Origin of the sequence: Mumia spirodelae, from assembly GCF_050632745.1 — a bacterium.
Taxonomy (GTDB): Bacteria; Actinomycetota; Actinomycetes; order Propionibacteriales; family Nocardioidaceae; genus Mumia.
Genome location: NZ_JBODSD010000002.1, coordinates 717213 through 737890, shown reverse-complemented (window position 1 = coordinate 737890; position 20678 = coordinate 717213). Strand labels below are relative to the sequence as shown.

Annotated in this window: 17 protein-coding genes; all 17 read left to right on the top strand. The window is 70.9% G+C overall.

The window, feature by feature from the left end; translation table 11 throughout:
• Positions 1-36 precede the first annotated feature (36 nt).
• The 17 genes from ACQSSQ_RS13090 (at position 37) to ACQSSQ_RS13010 (ending at position 20678) form a co-directional block, all read left to right on the top strand.
• Complete coding sequence (locus tag ACQSSQ_RS13090; RefSeq protein WP_431327510.1) at positions 37-729, top strand: demethylmenaquinone methyltransferase; 693 nt, start codon at positions 37-39, stop codon at positions 727-729.
• Between the two features lie 221 nt (positions 730-950).
• Positions 951-1310, top strand: a complete 360-nt coding sequence (locus tag ACQSSQ_RS13085; protein WP_431327509.1) for an NADH-quinone oxidoreductase subunit A — start codon at positions 951-953, stop codon at positions 1308-1310.
• Between the two features lies 1 nt (position 1311).
• Positions 1312-1866, top strand: a complete 555-nt coding sequence (locus ACQSSQ_RS13080; protein ID WP_431327508.1) for a NuoB/complex I 20 kDa subunit family protein — start codon at positions 1312-1314, stop codon at positions 1864-1866.
• Positions 1863-2624 carry an NADH-quinone oxidoreductase subunit C gene (locus ACQSSQ_RS13075; RefSeq protein WP_431327507.1) on the top strand — a complete coding sequence of 254 codons (762 nt, stop codon included), beginning with the start codon at positions 1863-1865 and terminating at the stop codon, positions 2622-2624. Before ACQSSQ_RS13080 ends, ACQSSQ_RS13075 begins: the two co-directional genes overlap by 4 nt.
• Positions 2621-3985, top strand: a complete 1365-nt coding sequence (locus ACQSSQ_RS13070; protein WP_431327506.1) for an NADH-quinone oxidoreductase subunit D — start codon at positions 2621-2623, stop codon at positions 3983-3985. The genes ACQSSQ_RS13075 and ACQSSQ_RS13070 overlap by 4 nt, the downstream gene beginning before the upstream one ends.
• Positions 3982-4815, top strand: coding sequence for an NADH-quinone oxidoreductase subunit NuoE (nuoE, locus tag ACQSSQ_RS13065; RefSeq protein WP_431327505.1), 834 nt, complete (start codon positions 3982-3984; stop codon positions 4813-4815). Before ACQSSQ_RS13070 ends, nuoE begins: the two co-directional genes overlap by 4 nt.
• Positions 4812-6155: an NADH-quinone oxidoreductase subunit NuoF gene (nuoF, locus tag ACQSSQ_RS13060; RefSeq protein ID WP_431327504.1), complete on the top strand. Its 1344-nt coding sequence runs from the start codon at positions 4812-4814 to the stop codon at positions 6153-6155. The genes nuoE and nuoF overlap by 4 nt, the downstream gene beginning before the upstream one ends.
• Positions 6152-8683 (top strand): NADH-quinone oxidoreductase subunit G, encoded by a 2532-nt coding sequence (locus tag ACQSSQ_RS13055; RefSeq protein ID WP_431327503.1) that lies wholly within the window; start codon positions 6152-6154, stop codon positions 8681-8683. The genes nuoF and ACQSSQ_RS13055 overlap by 4 nt, the downstream gene beginning before the upstream one ends.
• Entirely contained in the window at positions 8680-9933 is a 1254-nt protein-coding gene (gene nuoH, locus ACQSSQ_RS13050) for an NADH-quinone oxidoreductase subunit NuoH (RefSeq protein ID WP_431327502.1), read from the top strand. The genes ACQSSQ_RS13055 and nuoH overlap by 4 nt, the downstream gene beginning before the upstream one ends.
• 5 nt (positions 9934-9938) lie before the next feature.
• Complete coding sequence (gene nuoI / locus ACQSSQ_RS13045) at positions 9939-10511, top strand: NADH-quinone oxidoreductase subunit NuoI (protein ID WP_431327501.1); 573 nt, start codon at positions 9939-9941, stop codon at positions 10509-10511.
• 26 nt (positions 10512-10537) lie between these two features.
• A complete protein-coding gene (locus tag ACQSSQ_RS13040) occupies positions 10538-11383 on the top strand; it encodes an NADH-quinone oxidoreductase subunit J (protein WP_431328000.1) in 846 nt (281 codons plus the stop codon).
• Complete coding sequence (gene nuoK / locus ACQSSQ_RS13035) at positions 11380-11679, top strand: NADH-quinone oxidoreductase subunit NuoK (RefSeq protein WP_431327500.1); 300 nt, start codon at positions 11380-11382, stop codon at positions 11677-11679. Before ACQSSQ_RS13040 ends, nuoK begins: the two co-directional genes overlap by 4 nt.
• A gap of 10 nt (positions 11680-11689) precedes the next feature.
• Positions 11690-13645: an NADH-quinone oxidoreductase subunit L gene (gene nuoL, locus ACQSSQ_RS13030; protein ID WP_431327499.1), complete on the top strand. Its 1956-nt coding sequence runs from the start codon at positions 11690-11692 to the stop codon at positions 13643-13645.
• Between the two features lie 5 nt (positions 13646-13650).
• The gene (locus tag ACQSSQ_RS13025) at positions 13651-15192 is read left to right on the top strand and encodes an NADH-quinone oxidoreductase subunit M (protein WP_431327498.1); all 1542 of its coding nucleotides are present in this window, start codon (positions 13651-13653) and stop codon (positions 15190-15192) included.
• The gene (nuoN, locus tag ACQSSQ_RS13020; RefSeq protein WP_431327497.1) at positions 15189-16808 is read left to right on the top strand and encodes an NADH-quinone oxidoreductase subunit NuoN; all 1620 of its coding nucleotides are present in this window, start codon (positions 15189-15191) and stop codon (positions 16806-16808) included. The genes ACQSSQ_RS13025 and nuoN overlap by 4 nt, the downstream gene beginning before the upstream one ends.
• A gap of 29 nt (positions 16809-16837) precedes the next feature.
• Entirely contained in the window at positions 16838-17836 is a 999-nt protein-coding gene (locus ACQSSQ_RS13015; RefSeq protein ID WP_431327496.1) for a polyprenyl synthetase family protein, read from the top strand.
• A 118-nt stretch (positions 17837-17954) separates the two neighbouring features.
• A complete protein-coding gene (locus ACQSSQ_RS13010) occupies positions 17955-20678 on the top strand; it encodes an ATP-binding SpoIIE family protein phosphatase (protein ID WP_431327495.1) in 2724 nt (907 codons plus the stop codon).

The window sequence follows — 20678 nt, the reverse complement described above, 5'->3', positions numbered from 1 at the left end:
CGTGGAGGGTCGCGCGGTGCGTGACACAGTAGGCGCGTGAGCCGAGCGAGCCTGGACAAGCAGCCCCACGAGGTCGCGTCGATGTTCGACGCCGTCGCGAGGCGCTACGACCTCACGAACGACGTGCTGTCGCTGGGCCAGGACCGGCAGTGGCGACGTCGGGTCCGCAGGCTCGTCGCGGCGGGCCCGGGCGACCGCGTCCTCGACCTCGCCGCCGGCACCGGCACGTCGTCGGTCCCGTTCGCCGAGGACGGTGCGTACGTCGTCCCGTGCGACTTCAGCATCGGGATGCTCCGCGAGGGCAAGCGTCACCACCAGACGCTGCCGTTCACCGCGGGCGACGGGATGCGGCTGCCCTTCGCCGACGACACCTTCGACGCCGTGACGATCTCCTTCGGGCTGCGCAACGTGCACGAGCCGGCGGTCGCGCTGGAGGAGATGCTGCGCGTCACGCGGCCGGGCGGGCGTCTCGTCGTGTGCGAGTTCAGCCACCCGACGTTCGCGCCGTTCCGCACGGTCTACCTCGAGTACCTGATGCGGGCGCTCCCGGCGGTCGCGCGTGCGGTCTCGTCGAACCCCGACTCGTACGTGTACCTCGCGGAGTCGATCATGGCCTGGCCCGACCAGCTCGGGCTCGCCAAGGTGATCGCGGCGACCGGCTGGGGACCCGTCCGCTGGGAGAACCTCTCCGGCGGCATCGTCGCGCTCCACACCGCCACCAAGGGCTGACCTCCGCGCCGTACGCCCCGCCGTACGCCCCGCCGAATTACGCAACGCTTCTGGTGCGTAATCGCAGGTCGGACGGCATCTCGGCCATTCTTCTGTGACCTGAGCCACCCCGTGTCGAGCGGGCTCTCGACCCGTGGCATAGTGACGTGAAACACAAGAACTCACTCGACGGTGAGGGCCTGTGGACAGGCTCGTGAAGGTTTTCACGAAGGGAGGATGCGGTGACCGAGTACACCCCGATCTTGGTGCTCGCCGCCATCTCGGGAGCGTTCGCGCTGTTCTCCGTGCTGATCGCCCCGTTGACGGGACCGAAGCGCTACAACCGCGCCAAGCTCGACTCGTACGAGTGCGGCATCGAACCAACCCCGCAGGCGGTGGGCGGTGGACGCGTCCCGGTGAAGTACTTCATCACCGCGATGCTCTTCATCGTCTTCGACGTGGAGATCATCTTCCTCTACCCGTTCGCGGTGGAGTTCGACCTGCTCGGCTGGTTCGGCATCGTCGAGATGCTGCTGTTCATCGCGACGGTCTTCGTCGCGTACGTCTACGTCTGGCGCCGCGGCGGACTGGAGTGGGACTGACATGGGCCTGGAGGAGAAGCTCCCGAGCGGAGTCCTGCTGACGACCGTCGAGGGTCTGGCGGGCTACTTCCGCAAGGCGTCGTTCTGGCCGGCCACCTTCGGCCTGGCGTGCTGCGCGATCGAGATGATGGAGTTCGGCGCCCCGAAGTACGACTCGTCGCGCTTCGGCATGGAGGTCTTCCGCGCCTCGCCGCGCCAGGCCGACCTGATGATCGTCGCCGGCCGCGTCAGCCAGAAGATGGCGCCGGTGCTGCGCCAGATCTACGACCAGATGGCCGCGCCGAAGTACGTCCTCGCGATGGGCGTCTGCGCGAGCTCGGGCGGCATGTTCAACAACTACGCGATCGTGCAGGGCGTCGACCACGTCGTCCCGGTCGACATGTACCTGCCCGGCTGCCCGCCGCGCCCGGAGATGCTCATCGACGCCGTCATGAAGCTGCACACCAAGATCCAGGAGACCAAGCTCGGCGCGCACCGCCAGGCCGAGATCGCCTCCGACGAGAAGATCGCCCTCGAGGCCGTGCCGACGTCGGCGATGAAGGGGCTCCTGCGATGAGCGAGAGCGAGCGCACCGGCACCGGCACCTCGACCGGTGGCACCCAGGACCCGAGCAGCACCGCCGTCGGTGGCGAGGAGGTCGTCCCGTCGGAGGCCCGCACGCTCGAGGTCATCGAGGTCCGCGAGGGCATGTTCGGCGTCCGTGGCTCGGGTGACACCACCGGCTACGGCGGCCTGCAGCGCCCGGTCGCGATGCCCGCCGCGTCGCGTCGCCCGTACGGCGGCTGGTTCGACGAAGTGGCGGACCACCTCGAGCGGGCCCTCGGCGAGACCGTCGGCGACGGCGCTGTCGAGTCCGTCGTCGTCGACCGCGACGAGCTCACGCTGCACGTGCGCCGTGAGCGGATCCGCGAGGTGTGCCAGCACCTGCGCGACGACGCGGGCCTGCGCTACGAGCTGTGCAGCGGGATCTCCGGCGTGCACTACCCGCACGACACCGGGCGCGAGCTCCACGCCGTCTACCACCTGCTGTCGATGACCCACAACCGGCGCATCCGGCTCGAGGTCGCGGCGCCCGAGGAGGACCCGCACATCCCGTCCGTCGTCGCGGTCTACCCGACCGCCGACTGGCACGAGCGCGAGACGTACGACTTCTTCGGGATCGTCTTCGACGGCCACCCGGCCCTGACCCGCATCCTCATGCCGGACGACTGGCCCGGTCACCCGCAGCGCAAGGACTACCCCCTCGGCGGCATCCCCGTCGAGTACAAGGGCGCAACCGTCCCACCGCCGGACGAGCGGAGGTCTTACTCGTGAGCACCACCAGCACCGATTTCCCGCAGGCGGGTGGCGACCCGTACGCCCAGAGCCAGGACACCACGTCCGGCCCGGTCTACACCGTCACCGGCCAGGACTGGGACACCGTCGTCGCCGGCGTCGATCCCGACGCGTCCGAGCGGATCGTCGTCAACATGGGGCCGCAGCACCCGTCCACGCACGGCGTGCTCCGCCTCATCCTCGAGATCGAGGGCGAGTCCGTGACCGAGGCCCGCTGCGGCATCGGCTACCTGCACACGGGCATCGAGAAGAACATGGAGTACCGCACCTGGACGCAGGGCGTCACGTTCTGCACCCGGATGGACTACCTGTCGCCGATGTACAACGAGGCGGCGTACGTCCTGGCGGTCGAGAAGCTCCTCGGGATCACCGACGACATCCCGGAGAAGGCCAACGTCCTGCGCGTGATGATGATGGAGATCAACCGGATCTCCTCGCACCTGGTCGCGATCGCCACCGGCGGCATGGAGATCGGCGCGCTGACGGTGATGACCGTCGGGTTCCGTGAGCGGGAGCTGTGCCTCGACATCTTCGAGATGTTCTCCGGGCTCCGCATGAACTCGGCCTACCTGCGCCCGGGCGGCGTCTCGCTGGACGTCCCCGAGGGTGGGCTCGATGCCGTCGACCGCTTCATCAAGCTCATGCGCAAGCGGCTCCCCGAGCTGGCGGCGCTGTGCAACCAGAACCCCATCTTCAAGGGGCGGCTCCAGGAGGTCGGCTACCTCGACCTCGCCGGCTGCCTCGCGCTCGGGGTCACCGGTCCGCCGCTGCGCGCGACCGGCTATGACTGGGACCTGCGCAAGAAGCAGCCGTACTCCGGCTACGAGACGTACGACTTCGACGTCATCACCCGCGACGAGCCTGACGCGTACGGTCGCTTCCGCATCCGTCTCGACGAGATGGACGAGTCGCTGCGGATCGTCGAGCAGTGCCTCGCGCGGCTGCGCGGGCTCGAGGGCGCGCCGGTGATGGTGGCCGACAAGAAGATCGCGTGGCCGGCGCAGCTCGCGGTCGGCCCCGACGGTCAGGGCAACTCGCTCGACCACATCCGCCACATCATGGGCGAGTCGATGGAGGCGCTGATCCACCACTTCAAGCTGGTGACCGAAGGCTTCCGCGTCCCGGCGGGCCAGGCGTACGCCAGCGTGGAGTCGCCGCGCGGCGAGCTCTCGTGCCACCTCGTCTCCGACGGCGGCACCCGTCCGTACCGTGCGCACTTCCGCGACCCGTCCTTCAGCAACCTGCAGGCCACCGCGGCGATGTCGGAGGGCGGCATGCTCGCCGACGTGATCGTGGCGATCGCCAGCATCGACCCCGTGATGGGAGGGGTGGACCGGTGAGCGGTCTGGACTCCGCACGCGTCCGCGACGACCTGCAGGCGATCATCGCCCGCTACCCGCAGAAGCGCTCGGCGCTGCTGCCGATGCTCCACCTCGTGCAGTCGGTCGAGGGTCGGGTCACGCCCGAGGCGATCGAGCTGTGCGCCGAGCTGCTCGACGTCTCGGCGGCCGAGGTCAACGGCGTTGCGACCTTCTACACGATGTACAAGCGCCGCGAGGTCGGCGACTACCACGTCGGCGTCTGCACCAACACGCTGTGCGCGGTGATGGGCGGCGACGCGATCTTCGCCCGCCTGCGCGAGCACCTCGGCGTCGGCAACGACGAGCGGACCGCCGACGGCAAGGTGACGCTGGAGCACATCGAGTGCAACGCCGCCTGCGACTACGCGCCCGTGATGACGGTCAACTGGGAGTTCTTCGACAACCAGACGCCCGACTCCGCCGTCGAGCTGGTCGACGACCTGCGCTCCGGCAAGCCTCGTACGGCGACCCGAGGCGCGCGCATCACGACCTGGCGCGAGGCCGAGCGGGTCCTCGCCGGGTTCCCCGACGGCCGCGCCGACGAAGGCCCCGCTGCGGGCGACGCCTCGCTGGCGGGGCTCCGGCTCGCGCACGAGCACGGATGGACGGCGCCGGGCGAGGAGGGTGGCCGCGACACGCAGGCTCGCCCCTCCGGCCAGGAGCCCGCCACCGGCCAGGAGCCGCCCACCGGCGGGTCCGCCGAGGCCGCGGTCGCCCAGGCCGACACGCAGCGTGCCGAGTCCGAGACCAAGGTCGACGACAGCACCACCCCGCCCGCGCAGCGCGAGGAAGCCGAGGAGGCCGAATGAGCGTCGCACCCCTCACCCCGGTCCTCACCCGAGGGTGGGACCACGAGCGCGCGTGGACGCTGGACGCGTACGGCGAGTACGCGGCCCTGCGCTCGGCGCTGCGGATGGATCCCGACACGGTCATCGAGACCGTCAAGGACTCCGGCCTGCGGGGCCGCGGCGGTGCCGGCTTCCCGACCGGCATGAAGTGGGGCTTCATCCCGCAGGACCCGAGCCAGCCGGGCGGTGACAAGCCGCACTACCTCGTGGTCAACGCCGACGAGTCCGAGCCGGGCACCTGCAAGGACATCCCGCTCATGATGGCGAGCCCCCACACGCTGGTGGAGGGCGTCGCGATCACCTGCCACGCGATCCGGGCCAAGAAGGCGTTCATCTACGTCCGCGGCGAGGTGCTGCACGTGATCCGGCGGCTGCAGGCCGCGGTCGCGGAGGCGTACGAGGCCGGGTTCCTCGGGACCGACGTCTTCGGCTCCGGCATCGACATCGACGTGGTCGTGCACGCCGGCGCGGGAGCGTACATCTGCGGCGAGGAGACCGCGCTGCTCGACTCGCTCGAGGGCCGGCGCGGCCAGCCGCGGCTGCGTCCGCCGTTCCCCGCCGTCGCCGGCCTGTACGCCGCGCCGACCGTGATCAACAACGTCGAGTCCATCGCCTCGGTGCCGTGCATCGTCGAGCGCGGGGCGGACTGGTTCGGGTCGATGGGCACCGAGAAGTCCAAGGGCATGACGATCTACTCGCTGTCGGGGCACGTGAAGAACCCCGGACAGTACGAGGCTCCGCTCGGCATCACCCTGCGCGAGCTCCTCGACCTGTCGGGCGGGATGCGGGAGGGCTCGGAGCTCAAGTTCTGGACCCCCGGCGGCTCGTCCACGCCGCTGCTGACCGCCGAGCACCTCGACGTCCCGCTGGACTACGAGGGTGTCGCGGGCGCCGGCTCCATGCTCGGCACCAAGGCGCTGCAGCTGTTCGACCAGACGACGTCGGTCGTGCGCTGCGTGCTCCGTTGGACCGAGTTCTACAAGCACGAGTCCTGCGGCAAGTGCACGCCGTGCCGCGAGGGCACCTGGTGGCTCGTCCAGACGCTCGAACGCCTCGAGGCCGGCAAGGGCACCGAGGGCGACATCGAGCTGCTGCTCGACCAGTGCGACAACATCCTGGGTCGCGCGTTCTGCGCGCTCGGCGACGGGGCGACGAGCCCGATCACGTCGGCGATCGAGCACTTCCGCGACGAGTTCGAGGCCGGGATGCACACCCCGGCGTGGGACCTGTTCCCGTACGAGGGCTCGACCGCCTGGGCGAAGCCCACGTCCGGCACGGCGCGGAAGGGAGTCTCGGCATGACCGTCACCCAGGGCAACGACCCGGGCACCGAGCTGGCCGACCAGAACCTCGTCACGCTGACGATCGACGACGTCGAGGTGAGCGTCCCCGAGGGCACGCTGGTGATCCGCGCCGCCGAGCTGATCGGCGTCGAGATCCCGCGCTTCTGCGACCACCCCCTGCTGGCCCCGGTCGGGGCGTGCCGCCAGTGCCTCGTCGACGTCCCCGACGCCGGAAACGGGCGCGGGTTCCCCAAGCCTCAGGCGTCCTGCACGCTGCCGGTGTCCCCGGGCATGGTCGTGAAGACGCAGGTGACCTCGCCGGTCGCCGACAAGGCACAGACCGGGATCATGGAGTTCCTCCTGGTCAACCACCCGCTCGACTGCCCGATGTGCGACAAGGGCGGCGAGTGCCCGCTGCAGAACCAGGCGATGAGCCACGGCCGCGGCGAGTCCCGCTACGTCGAGGCCAAGCGCACCTACCCCAAGCCGCTGAGCATCTCCCCGCAGATCCTGCTCGACCGGGAGCGCTGCATCCTGTGCGCCCGGTGCACGCGCTTCTCGGAGCAGATCGCGGGCGACCCGTTCATCGCGATGGCCGAGCGCGGCGCCCTGCAGCAGGTCGCGATCTACGAGAACGAGCCCTACTCGTCGTACTTCTCCGGCAACGTGATCCAGATCTGCCCGGTCGGTGCGCTCACCAGCAGTGCGTACCGCTTCCGCTCGCGGCCCTTCGACCTCGTGTCGACGCCGTCGGTGGCCGAGCACGACGCCTGCGGGTCCGCGATCCGCGTCGACCACCGTCGCGGCAAGGTCATGCGGCGGATGGCGGGCGACGACCCCGAGGTCAACGAGGAGTGGATCAGCGACAAGGACCGCTTCGCGTTCGCCTACGACCGGCAGCCCGACCGTCTCACCCGGCCGCTCGTCCGCGACCCCGAGACGGGGGCGCTCGAGCCGGCGTCGTGGCCGGCCGCCTTCCTCGCCGCCGCCCGCGGGCTGACGGCAGCGGCGGGAGTCGGCGTCCTCACCGGGGGCCGCCTCACGGTCGAGGACGCGTACGCGTACGCCAAGCTCGCCCGGACCGTCCTCGGCACCAACGACATCGACTTCCGATCACGGCCGCACTCCGAGGAGGAGGCCGCGTTCCTGGCGCACGCGGTGGCGGGCACGGGGGTCGGAGTCACGTTCCGCGACCTCGAGCACGCGAAGAAGGTCGTGCTGGTCGGCCTCGAGCCCGAGGACGAGGCCGCGACGATCTTCCTGCGGCTGCGCAAGGCGTGGCGGCACAACGGCACCGAGGTCGTGGCCCTGGCCAGCCACGCGACGCGCGCGCTGGAGAAGGTCGGCGGCCGGCTGGTCCGCACGGTCCCCGGCGACGAGGCCAAGGCGCTCGGCGAGGCGGGGCTGGAGGCCGGCACGATCGTGCTCCTCGGCGAGCGCCTCGCGACCGTCGAGGGTGCCTTCACCTCGGCGCTCGCGGCGGCTGCCCGCAGCGGAGTCCGCCTCGCGTGGGTCCCGCGCCGTGCCGGTGACCGTGGCGCCGTCGAGGCCGGGTGCCTCCCGGGTCTCCTGCCCGGCGGCCGCCCGGTCGCCGACGCCGAGGCGCGCGCAGACGTGTCCGCCGCCTGGGGAGTCCCGTCCGTCCCGAGCACCGCGGGACGCAGCACCGACGCGATCCTCGCCGCCGCCCGCGCGGGCGAGATCGGTGGACTCCTCGTCGGCGGCGTCGAGGTCGACGACCTCGCCGACCCGCAGGGCGCCCTGGACGCCGTCGAGGCCGCCGGGTTCGTGGTCAGCCTCGAGGTCCGCGCCAGCGCGGTCACCGAGCGCGCCGACGTGGTGCTCCCGGTCGCGGCCGCGATGGAGAAGTCCGGCTCGTACTACACGTGGGAGGGCCGCCGCCGCCCGTTCGGCGCGGTCCTCACCCCGCCGCACGCGCTCCCCGACACGCGCGTCCTCGCCGGGATCGCCGAGGCCGCGGGGCGCGACCTCGGGTTCCGTACGCCCGAGGGGGCGGCCGCGGAGCTGGCCGAGCTCGGCGACTGGGACGGTGCTCGCGCGCCGAAGCCCGAGGTCGTCCCGGGTCGTGCGCCGCGGACCGACCCCAGCGATGTCGTCCTCGACACCTGGCGTCGCCTGATCGACGACGGCCGCGGGCAGGACGGCGACCGGCACTACCAGGCGACGGCGCGCCCGTCGGTGGCGCTGCTGTCGGCCGCCACCGCGCGCGCGACCGGAGTCCGCGAGGGCGACGAGATCGTGCTGCGCACCGACCGCGGAGCCGTGGCCGTGCCGGTGGACGTCGCCGACATCGCCGACGGCGTGGTCTGGACGCCGGCCAACTCCAACGGCCTGTCGCTGCTGCGGATCCTCGGCGCGGCGTACGGCGACGTCGTCACCGTCGAGCGGTCGACCGGCGACGCGTCCGACGCGCTCTCGGGACCGCCGCACCCGCATCCGCACGCTGCGCCGCTCGACGAGCGCGGGCCTGACGAGACGGCGGCCCCGGCGGAGGACGCCGCGCCTGCGGACGAGGAGGAGCTGTGAGCGACATCTTCGGCAACGAGGCCTGGTGGGTGATCATCCTCAAGGCCCTCCTCGTCTTCGTCGTGCTGGTGGTCTTCACCCTCTTCAACATCTGGTTCGAGCGACGCGTCGTCGCGCGGATGCAGCACCGCGTCGGCCCCAACGTCTGGGGTCCGTTCGGTCTGCTCCAGAGCCTCGCGGACGGCGTCAAGCTCGCGCTGAAGGAAGAGATCTTCCCCAAGCACGCGCACAAGGTCGTCTACTTCCTCGCGCCGGTGATCGCGACCATCCCGGCGTTCCTCGCGTGGGCGGTGATCCCGTTCGGCCCGGAGGTCACGATCCCGTTCACCGACACGGTGACCCCGCTGCAGCTCACCGACCTCCCCGTCGCGGTGCTCTACATCCTCGCCGTGACCTCGATCGGCGTGTACGGCATCGTGCTGGGCGGCTGGGCGTCGGGCTCGACGTACGCGCTGCTCGGCGGCGTCCGGTCGTCGGCGCAGATGATCTCGTACGAGGTCGCGATGGGCCTCTCGCTCGTCACGGTCTTCATCTACGCGGGCTCGATGTCGACCTCGGAGATCGTGGCCGCGCAGGCGGAGGACGGCTGGTTCGCGCTGCCGCTCCTGCCGTCGTTCATCATCTACATGATCGCGATGGTCGGCGAGACCAACCGCGCGCCGTTCGACCTCCCGGAGGCCGAGGGCGAGCTCGTCGGCGGCTTCCACACCGAGTACTCCTCGCTGAAGTTCGCCCTGTTCTTCCTCGCCGAGTACATCAACATGGTCACCGTGTCGGCGCTGGCGACGACGATGTTCCTCGGCGGCTGGCGGGCGCCGTGGGGCATCTCGCAGATCGACGGAGCCAACGAGGGCTACTGGCCGTTCCTGTGGTTCATCGGCAAGACCCTGCTGTTCATCTTCGTGTTCATCTGGCTGCGCGGCTCGCTCCCGCGCCTGCGCTACGACCAGTTCATGAAGTTCGGCTGGAAGATCCTCATCCCGGTCTCGCTGGCCTGGATCGTCGTGGTCTGCGTGATGCGTCGCCTCATCACCGACGGTGACCTGGACCCGACGATGATCCTGATCCTCGCCGGCGTGGTCGTGGCCGCGCTGCTGGTCGTGCAGTTCATCCCCGAGCGACGGACGCCCGAGGTCGCCGAACCCGAGCACGACGCGTTCGCCGGCGGCTACCCCGTACCCCCGATGCCGGGCCGGCAGACGTCCTCCACCGGGGCGTCGGCCGGTGGCTCCGGCAAGAAGGAGGCCTGATCGCGATGGCGACGCTGAAGGAGCAGCTCTGGGACCCGATCGCCGGATTCGGCGTGACGTTCCGGACGATGTTCAAGAAGCCGGTCACCGTGCAGTACCCGTTCGAGAAGCGGCCGACCGCGCCGCGGTTCCACGGGCGTCACCAGCTCAACCGGTGGCCGGACGGGCTCGAGAAGTGCATCGGCTGCGAGCTGTGCGCGTGGGCGTGCCCGGCGGACGCGATCCTCGTCGAGGGCGCCTCCAACACCGAGGACGAGCGCTTCTCGCCCGGTGAGCGCTACGGCCGCGTCTACCAGATCAACTACCTGCGCTGCATCCTGTGCGGCCTGTGCATCGAGGCGTGCCCGACGCGTGCGCTGACGATGACGAACGAGTACGAGCTGGCCGACACCAGCCGCGAGTCGTTGATCTACGAGAAGTCCGACCTCCTCGCGCCGCTGCTGCCGGGGATGGAGGCGCCGCCGCACGCGCTGCGCCTGGGCGACACCGAGCGCGACTACTACCGCGGCGACGCGGCTGCACGGGCGGTCGCTGAGGGCGCGGTCGCGGGCGGGCCCGCAGCGGGAGGCGACCAGTGACCGCGTTCTGGCTGCTCGCACCGATCATGGTGCTGGCCGCGCTGGGCGTCGTGCTGTCGCGCAAGGCGGTGCACTCGGCGCTGTGCCTGGCGGTCGTGATGATCTCGCTCGCCATGATGTACGCGATGCAGGACGCGCCGTTCCTCTTCGCGGTGCAGATCATCGTCTACACCGGCGCGATCATGATGCTGTTCCTCTTCGTCCTCATGCTCGTCGGCGTCGACAAGACCGACTCGCTGGTGGAGACGATCCGGGGACAGCGGCTGGTCGCCGTCGTGATCGGCGTCCTCTTCGGCTTCCTCTTCGTCACCGTCGTCGCGCAGACGACGGTCGGCCCCGTGGTCGGGTTGGGCGAGGCCAACGCGGATGGGAACGTGCACGGCCTCGCCCGGCTCCTCTTCAACCGCTACGTGTTCGCCTTCGAGGCGACGAGCGCGCTGCTCATCACGGCGGCGCTCGGCGCGATGGTGCTGGCGCACCGCGAGCGCCTCGAGCCCAAGCCGACGCAGCGCGAGCTGGCCGTCGAGCGGATGCAGCGCTACGCCGAGCACGGCGAGCACCCCGGCAACCTGCCGACCCCGGGCGTCTTCGCGCGTCACAACGCCGTCGACGTGCCGGCGCTGCTGCCCGACGGCACCCCCGCGGAGTCGTCGACGTCGAAGACGCTGCGCGAGCGCGGCGTGGTCCGCGACGGTGCCTTCGCCGGAGACGTCGGCGTCACGCTGCGCCGGCTCGAGGCCGACGGCCCTGAGCGAGGCGTGATCGAGTCCGCGCCGATCTCCGTCGCCGGCCCGCGCGCCCCGGAGCACGAGGACCACCGACCCGGCGGCACGGGCTCGCAGGCGGGCACCGCTCAGGAGGAGGACGAGTGAGCGTCGAACCCTTCATCGGTCTCTCGACCCTGCTGTTCACGATCGGCGCGATCGGGGTCCTCGTCCGCCGCAACGCGATCGTGGTCTTCATGTGCGTCGAGCTGATGCTCAACGCCTGCAACCTCGCGTTCGTCACGTTCGCGCGGGCGCACGGCAACCTCGACGGGCAGATCGCGGCGTTCTTCGTGATGGTGGTCGCCGCCGCCGAGGTCGTGGTGGGCCTCGCGATCATCGTGTCGATCTTCCGTACCCGTCGCTCGGCCTCGGTCGACGACGCCAGTCTGCTGAAGCTCTGAGGGGGCGGGAATGACGAGTATGTCCACCGTCGTGCTGGCGGCGACCGAGCACGCGGACGTCGTGCCGGTCGCCGCCGACGGCGTGTTCTCCTGGCTGTGGCTCGTGGTGGCGATCCCCGCGGTGAGCGCCGCGATCCTCCTCATCGGCGACGGTGCGGGGGACCACGGTCCGCTCGACCGGTTCGGTCACCTCCTCGGCACGCTCGCCTCGATCGCGTCGTTCGTCGTCGGGCTGGTCGCGTTCATCGCGCTGCTCGGCCAGGACGTGTCCGACCGGGCGGTCACGCAGGACCTGTGGACCTGGATCCAGGTCGGTGGCTTCGACGTGACGATGAGCATCTACTACGACCAGCTGGCGGCGCTGTTCGTGCTCCTGATCACCGGCGTCGGGTCGCTGATCCACGTCTACTCGATCGGCTACATGGCGCACGACCCGCGCAAGCGCCGCTTCTTCGGGTTCCTCAACCTCTTCGTCGCGGCGATGCTCGTCCTCGTCCTCGCCGGCGACTACCTGGCGCTCTTCCTCGGCTGGGAGGGCGTCGGCCTGGCGTCGTACCTGCTGATCGGCTTCTGGCAGGAGAAGCGCTCGGCCGCGGTCGCCGCCAAGAAGGCGTTCATCGTGAACCGGGTCGGCGACCTCGGCCTGGCGCTCGGCATCATGCTGATGTTCGCCCAGTTCGGGACGACCAACATCCACGCCGTCGGCCTGAACGTCGCGAACGCCTCCCAGGGCGTGGCGACCGCGCTCGGTCTGCTCCTCCTGCTCGGCGCCTGCGGCAAGTCCGCCCAGGTGCCGCTGCAGAGCTGGCTCCTCGACGCGATGGAGGGCCCGACCCCGGTGTCGGCGCTGATCCACGCGGCGACGATGGTCACCGCGGGCGTCTACCTGGTCGTGCGGTCCGCCGCGATCTACGACCTGTCGGAGGTCGCGCGCACCGCCGTGATCGTGGTCGGCGCCGTCACCTTGCTCTTCGGCGCCTGGATCGGCTGTGCGAAGGACGACATCAAGAAGGCGCTCGCCGGCTCGACCATGAGCCAGATCGGCTACATGATGCTCGCCGCGGGTCTCGGCCCGGCGGGCTACGCGTTCGCGATCTTCCACCTGATCACGCACGGCTTCTTCAAGGCCAACATGTTCCTCGGCGCCGGCTCCGTGATGCACGGCATGGACGACGACGTGAACATGAGGCACTACGGCGCGCTGCGCAAGATGATGCCGCTGACGTTCGTGACCTTCGCGATGGGCTACCTCGCGATCATCGGGTTCCCCGGCTTCTCCGGGTTCTTCTCCAAGGACCGGATCATCGAGACCGCGTTCGCGACCAACTTCTGGGCGGGGCTGGCGGCGCTGCTCGGCGCCGGCGTCACCGCGTTCTACATGACGCGCGTGATGATCTTGACCTTCTTCGGAGAGAAGCGGTGGCGCGAGAACGTGCACCCGCACGAGTCGCCGAAGATCATGACCGTGCCCCTGATCGTGCTGGCGGCACTCTCCGTCGTCGGCGGCGCGCTGACGTTCTCGAACTGGATCGAGGACTGGCTGGCCCCGGTCACGGGGGAGGAGCACCACGAGCTCGCGGTGCCCGCCTGGGTGATCACGCTGATCATCGTCGCCGTGGTCGCGATCGGGATCGCCCTGTCGTACGCGCTCTTCGCCCGGCGGTCGGTCCCAGACACCGCCCCGCAGAAAGTGTCGGTCTTCACCCGGGCCGGACGGGCTGACCTCTACGGCGACGCCGTCAACGAGGCGCTCTTCATGCGGCCCGGCCAGTACCTCACCCGGTCGCTCGTCTACGTGGACGGGAGCGGCATCGACGGTGCGGTCAACGGCACCGCCGAGCTCGTGGGCGACGGCGCACGTGGTCTGCGCCGGCTCCAGACCGGTTTCGTCCGGACGTACGCCGCGGAGATCTTCGGCGGCGCCCTCGTCCTCGTCCTGGCCCTCCTGGCGGTGAACCTCGCGTGAGTGACATGTCCTTCCCCTGGCTGACCGTCCTGATGGTCGTCCCGCTCGTCGGGGCGGTGCTCGTGGCCCTGCTGCCGCGCCGCCGTCCCGAGCTGGCGAAGTGGACGGCTCTCGGGGTCTCCCTGGTCTCGCTCGGCGTCTCCCTCGGCGTGCTGTCCCAGTACGACCTCGACGGGGGCGGCGGCTACCAGCTGACCGAGCAGCACGAGTGGATCGAGCCGCTCGGCGTCCACTACGCGCTCGGCGTCGACGGCATCGGTCTCACGCTGATCCTCATGACGACGATCCTCGTGCCGATCGTCATCGTCGCGGGCTGGAACGACGCCGACGACGCGCGCTGGAGCGTCCGCACCTTCTTCGCGCTCATGCTCGCGCTCGAGGGGCTCGTCATCGGCGTCTTCGCCGCGACGGACGTCTTCCTCTTCTACGTGCTGTTCGAGGCGGCGCTGGTCCCCGCGTACTTCCTCATCGGCGGCTACGGCGGTGCGCGGCGGTCGTACGCGGCCCTGAAGTTCCTCATGTTCTCCCTCGCCGGCGGTCTGCTGATGCTCGCCTCGGTGATCGGGCTGTGGGTCCTCTCCAACGACCAGGGCGACCCGTCGTTCCTGCTCGCCGACATGCAGAACCTGTCGATCGGGACCGTCGAGGGCCGGTGGCTCTTCATGGGGTTCTTCATCGCCTTCGCCGTGAAGGCACCGATGGTGCCGCTGCACACGTGGCTCCCCGACGCCGCGTCCGCCGCGACGCCGGGCACCTCGGTGCTGCTGGTGAGCGTGCTGGACAAGCTGGGCACGTTCGGCATGATCCGCTTCTGCCTGGGACTGTTCCCCGAGGCCTCGGACTGGGCGAGCCCGGTCGTGATCACCCTGGCCGTCATCAGCATCCTGTACGGCGCGCTGCTCGCGATCGGCCAGGACCACATGATGCGCCTGATCGCGTTCACGTCGGTGTCGCACTTCGGCTTCATCGTGCTCGGGATCTTCGCGCTGACGACGCAGTCGGCGTCGGGCTCGACGTTCTACATGTTCAACCACGGTCTCTCGACGGCTGCGTTGTTCCTGATCGCGGGCTTCCTGATCCAGCGGCGCGGTTCGGCCCGGATCTCCGACTTCGGCGGCGTCCAGAAGATCGCTCCGATCACGGCCGGCCTGTTCCTGATCGCCGGTCTCGCGTCGCTGTCGCTGCCGGGGCTCTCGACGTTCGTCGGCGAGTTCCTCGTCCTCGCGGGCACGTTCACCCGCTCGACGACGGCCGCGGTCTTCGCGACCCTCGGCATCGTCCTCGCGGCGCTCTACATCCTGCTGATGTACCAGCGGACGATGACGGGCCCGCTGCGCGAGGACAACCGCGGCGTGACCGACATGGTGCCGCGCGAGATCGTCGCGATCGCGCCGGTCGTCGTGCTGCTCATCGGGTTCGGGCTGTTCCCGCAGCCGATCCTCGACGTGGTCAACCCCGCGGTCGCGGAGACGCTCGACCACGTCCAGATCGGTGATCCCGAGCCCCAGACCCCGTCCTTCCCGACCGCCGAGGGGAGCTCCAAGTGAGTGCCGTGAGCGTGCAGGCCGCCCTCCCGCTGGCCCCGTCGCCGATCGATGCCCCCGACATCGACTACGCCACGCTGTCGCCGCTGCTCATCGTGCTCGGCGCGGCCGTGCTGGGTGTCCTGGTCGAGGCGTTCGTCCCGCGGGCGTACCGGTTCGTCACCCAGGTGGTCGTGGGGGTCGTCGGCGTCGTCGCCGCCTTCGGGGCGACGGTGTGGGTCGGGACCGACCTCGCCCCGGTCGACGGTGACGTGACCGCGCGCGGCGGCCCGACGACCATGGGCGCGCTGAGCGTGGACGGCCCCGCCGTCGTCGCGTGGGGGACGCTGCTCTTCTTCGGCCTCCTCGGGGTCCTCCTGTTCGCCGAGCGTCGCCTCGACGGCGGACTCAGCGCCTTCACGAGCCAGGCGGCGACCCCGCCGGGCAGCGCCGACGAGCGCAAGGCCACGCGACTGCGCATCGAGCACAGCGAGGTCTTCCCCCTCGCGATGTTCGCGCTGGCCGGGATGATGTTCTTCGCCGCGGCCAACGACCTCCTCGCGATGTTCGTCGCGCTCGAGGTGCTGAGCCTCCCGCTGTACCTGATGTGCGGACTGGCGCGTCGTCGCCGGCTGCTCAGCCAGGAGGCGGCGATGAAGTACTTCCTGCTCGGCGCGTTCTCCTCCGCGTTCTTCCTCTACGGCATCGCGATGGTCTACGGCTACGCCGGTTCGTTCGACCTCGGAGCCATCTCCACCGCGGTGACCAACCGCATCGGCGGCGAGACCATGCTGCTGGCCGGGATGGCGCTGATCCTCGTCGGGCTCCTCTTCAAGGTGGCAGCGGTGCCGTTCCACGCGTGGACGCCCGACGTCTACCAGGGCGCCCCGACGCCGGTCACCGCGTTCATGGCGGCCGGCACCAAGGCAGCGGCGTTCATCGCGATGCTGCGGATCTTCTTCGTCGCCTTCGGCGGTGCCCGGTGGGACTGGACGCCGGCCGTCTGGGTGATCGCGATCGTGACGATGCTGTTCGGCGCGGTCGTCTCCATCGCCCAGACCGACGTCAAGCGGATGCTCGCCTACTCGTCGATCGCGCACGCGGGCTTCCTGCTGGTCGGCATGGCGGGCATGACCACCGGCGACGGCGTCACGAGCGTGTCGGCGGTGCTGTTCTACCTGGTCGCGTACGGCGCAGCGGTGATCGGCGCGTTCGCCGTCGTGATGCTGGTACGCGACGCCGGCGGCGAGACGACGCACCTCGGGCGCTGGGCGGGCCTCGGCAAGGAGTCGCCGGTGGTGGCGCTCGCGTTCACGATCTTCCTGCTGTCGTTCGCCGGGATCCCGCTCACGGGCGGGTTCATCAGCAAGTGGTCGGTGTTCGCGGCAGCCTGGGAGGGCGGCGCCTGGCCGCTCGTGGTGGTCGGTGTGGTGGCGTCGGCGATGGCGCTGTTCTTCTACGTCCGCGTCGTCGTGCTGCTCTTCTTCGCGGCTCCGCAGGGCGACGGACCGTCGGTCGCCGTGCCCAGCCCGCTGACCTGGTCGGTCATCGGTGTCGCGGTGGCTGTCACAATCGTGCTGGGAGTTCTTCCTGGTCCGCTGCTCGAGCTCGTGCAGCAGGCCGGGGCGTTCGTCCGTTGACCTGCCGCACGACCGAGGGAGCAGCAGCCGTGGCGTCACACGCCTGGGGCATCGCCGAGTCCGACTCCGAGCTGGAGGAGCGCGTCCGCGTCCGGATGGACGAGGTGGAGAAGCAGCTGAGTGCTGCCGTCCACGACGACGACGGGTTCCTGGGCGAGACGGCGAGCCACCTGCTCGCGGCGGGGGGCAAGCGGTTCCGGCCGCTTGTCGTGATGCTCGCCGCCGAGTTCGGCGACGACCCGGACGCCGACGACGTCGTGCCGTCGGCAGTCGTCATCGAGCTCACGCACCTGGCGACCCTGTACCACGACGACGTGATGGACGAGGCCGCGCTGCGTCGCGGGGCGGTCTCGGCCAACGCCCGCTGGGACAACTCGATCGCGATCCTCACCGGCGACTACCTGTTCGCCGTGGCCTCGCGGGTGGTCGCCGGGCTCGGCACCGACGCCGTACGGATCCAGGCCGAGACCTTCCAGCGGCTCGTCCACGGCCAGATCCACGAGACGATCGGTCCCCGCGACGGCGACGACCCGCTCCAGCACTACCTCGACGTCGTGGCGGACAAGACGGGCTCGCTGATCGCCACCGCGGCCCGCTTCGGCGCGATGATGAGCGGCGCGAACCCTGGTGTGGTGTCGACGCTGACCGAGTTCGGCGAGCGGATCGGCGCGGCCTTCCAGCTCGCCGACGACGTCATCGACATCGCCAGCGAGACCGCCGACTCGGGCAAGACCCCGGGCACGGACCTGCGTGAGGGCGTGCCGACGCTCCCGACCCTGCTCGTGCAGCAGGCGGCGCGTCGGGAGGACGCACGGCTCCTCGACCTGCTGAGCCGTCCGCTGAGCGACGACGCCGAGGTCGAGGAGGCGCTCGCGCTGCTGCGGGCCAACCCCGCGCTCGACGACGCGCGCGTCCTCGTCCGCCGCGAGGCGGACACCGCGCGCGGGCTCCTCGAGCAGCTCCCGGACAGTGCGGCCCGCACCGCGCTGCTCGCGGTCTGCGACCGCGTCGTCACCCGCGTCGGCTGACCGAGCGCGCCGGCGCGACGGCCCAGGCCTCACCCGTCGGCCGCGACTCCGCCCGCTGAGCGACCCTGCCGAGACCTTGACGGCGCATACTGGCATCACGCGGTCGCGGAGGTCGGATGTGAGCAAGCAGAGGTCGTACGTACGCCTGTGGGCGTTCGTCGTGCTCTCGTTGGCGGCTGCGGCCGCCCTGTCGTTCTTCTGGTGGACCGCCGACCTCGGGCCGGACCGGACTCTGCCCTGGGCGTGCCTGCCCGTGCTCGTGATCGCGGTCGCCGCCGCCGAGCACTTCCAGGTCGAGGTCAGGGGGCCGGCCAACCCCGCGCGGTTCACGCTGATGACGTCGACGATCGCGCCGCTGATGTACGGCTACGGAGTGCCGGTCGTCGCCGGGGCCGTGCTGCTCGCGCACGTCCCCGGACTGTTCAACCGCAGCTACCCGCGCCTGCGCGCGTTCGCGCTGATGGCGCGCTGGACCCTCGGCGCCGCGGTGGGCACCGCGGTGGCCGACATCCTGGGCGTGCAGGCGGAGCTCACCGGACCGGTCGTCGGCGTGATCGTCGTCGCGGTCATCGTGGTCACCGCGGTGAACCTCTCCTGGGTCCTCGTCGAGGCGGCGATCACCGATCCCGCGAGCTGGCCGTACGTCGTGCGCAAGCCGGGCTTCCTCGCCGTCGCGGCGCTGATCCACGTGGTCGTCAACACGCTGTTCGGGCTGCTGTTCGTCTTCGCGCTCGCCGGCAGCCCGCTCGGCGTCCTGCTCGTGCCGCTGCCGCTCGTGCTGATCTTCGCGGCGGCCCGGCTGTACTCCGGCGCCTTCGCCGACCGGGCACGGGTCGAGACGCTGAGCGAGACCATCCGCATCCTGTCCGAGCCGGTCGACCCGATGACCGCGATCCGTCCGTTCATCGCCGAGATCCGCGAGCGGTTCGGCGCCCGGACGGTGTCCCTCGTCGTCGTGCGGGAGGACGGGCGCCCGACCGCGTTCCGCTACAACATCGACGGCTCGTACGACGACGACGTGCCGGTCGGGCCGCTGGAGCGTCGCCTCGTCCGTCGCGGCGTCCTGACGCAGGTGTCGGTGGACGACAACTCCGCGCTCGCGCGGCTCCTCCGTGAGGACCACCGACGGTCGTGCCTGTCGGCGCCGATGCAGATCGGCCCCCGCGACGTCGGGGTCATCGCGCTCTTCGACGTGACGCGCTCCAGCATCGCCGTCGCCCGCGACCAGGCCTCGATGATGGAGACGCTCGCCCGTCAGACCGCACACACGCTCACCCGCGGCTGGGCGGTCGCGAAGGTCGTCCAGAACGAGCGGTCGATCGCGGAGATCCTCCAGAGCACGTCGGACGGGATCTTCACCGTCGACGCGACCGGGATCATCACGACATGGAACCCCGCGTGCGAACGCATCACCGGGCTGTCCGCCTCGGAGGCGCTGGGGCGTCGCGACGCGCTGCAGCGCCTGCAGGCCCGCACGGCGAACGGCCGCCCGGTCGATCTCGAGAACTGGCGCGAGTTCCGCGACTTCCCGCGGGAGATGGTCGTCACTGCGACCGACGGCCGGGTCCAGCAGCTGGCGTGCTCGTTCACCCGGGCCGAGGACACCGCGGGCACCCCGCGTCTGGTCGTGATCGCGCGCGACATCACGCCCGCCACGGAGTTCCACGAGCTGCGGGAGCAGTTCAGCCAGCTCGTCGAGATGCAGGCCGCGCAGCGCCTCGTGGTCGACCACCTCCAGCAGGCCGTCGCCCCGGAGCCTCCCGGCATGGAGGGCGTCGACATCGCGGTCGCGTACGTCGCCTCGGACCCGACGGCGCCGACCGGCGGCGACCTCTTCGACTGGCACCGGCTGCCGACCGGCGAGCTGCACGTCGCGGTCGTCGACGTCCTGGGGCACGGCGTCACCGCCACCCGCGACGCGCTGACGGTGATCCACACGCTCCGGTACGTCGCGGTGGAGGGCACGCCGCTGGAGGACCTGGTCCTGCGTGCCGACGAGCTGCTGGGAGCCCAGGACTCCGAGCTCGTGGCGACGGTCGTCGTCGCCCGCTTCAACCCGTGCACGGGCGAGCTCCGCGTGGCCTCCGGCGGTCACCCGCCGGCGATCATCGTCGCGCCCGACGGGACGGTGCGCCAGGTCGCGGGGAGCGGCGGCGCGATCGGATGGCCCGGGGTCGGCAGCAGCGGGGTCGCGGTCACCGTGCTCGAGGAGGGCGAGTCCCTCATCCTCTACACCGACGGCCTCGTGGAGGCGCGCCGCGACATCATCGCCGGGATGGAGCAGCTGGAGCGGATCGCCTCCGAGGTCGCGGACCTCCCGGCGCAGGAGCTGTCCGACGCGCTCGTCGTCCGCTCCCTCGAGGGTGCCGAGCGGCACGACGACGCCCTGGCCCTCGTCGTACGACGGGCGACCAGGCCCGCTCTGTCGCCGCGGGTCCGGTGGGAGCTCGGACCGCAGGCCATGTCGATGATCGGCCACGTCCGGCGGGAGATGCGGGAGTGGATGGGAGCCCACGAGGTGACCAGCGAGGACGCGCTCCTGGTCGCCGACGAGCTCCTCGCCAACGCGCTCACCGCCGCGCGGACCCGGGCTGTCCTGTCGGTCGAGGTCGCCGACGGGTCCCTCGTGATCGAGGCGACCGACGACGGCCGCGGCGATCCGCACCTGAACGAGCACGGCCGTACGCCGCCGCCGGCCGGGCGAGAGCACGGGCGAGGTCTCTACATCGTCCGGAGCCTGAGCCGCGACGTCGAGGCGCTCAGTACCGCCGGGGGATCGGTGGTCCGCGCGCGGGTCGTCACCTCCCGGTCGCCGGCGACGACCCGCGACCTCGTCCCCTGA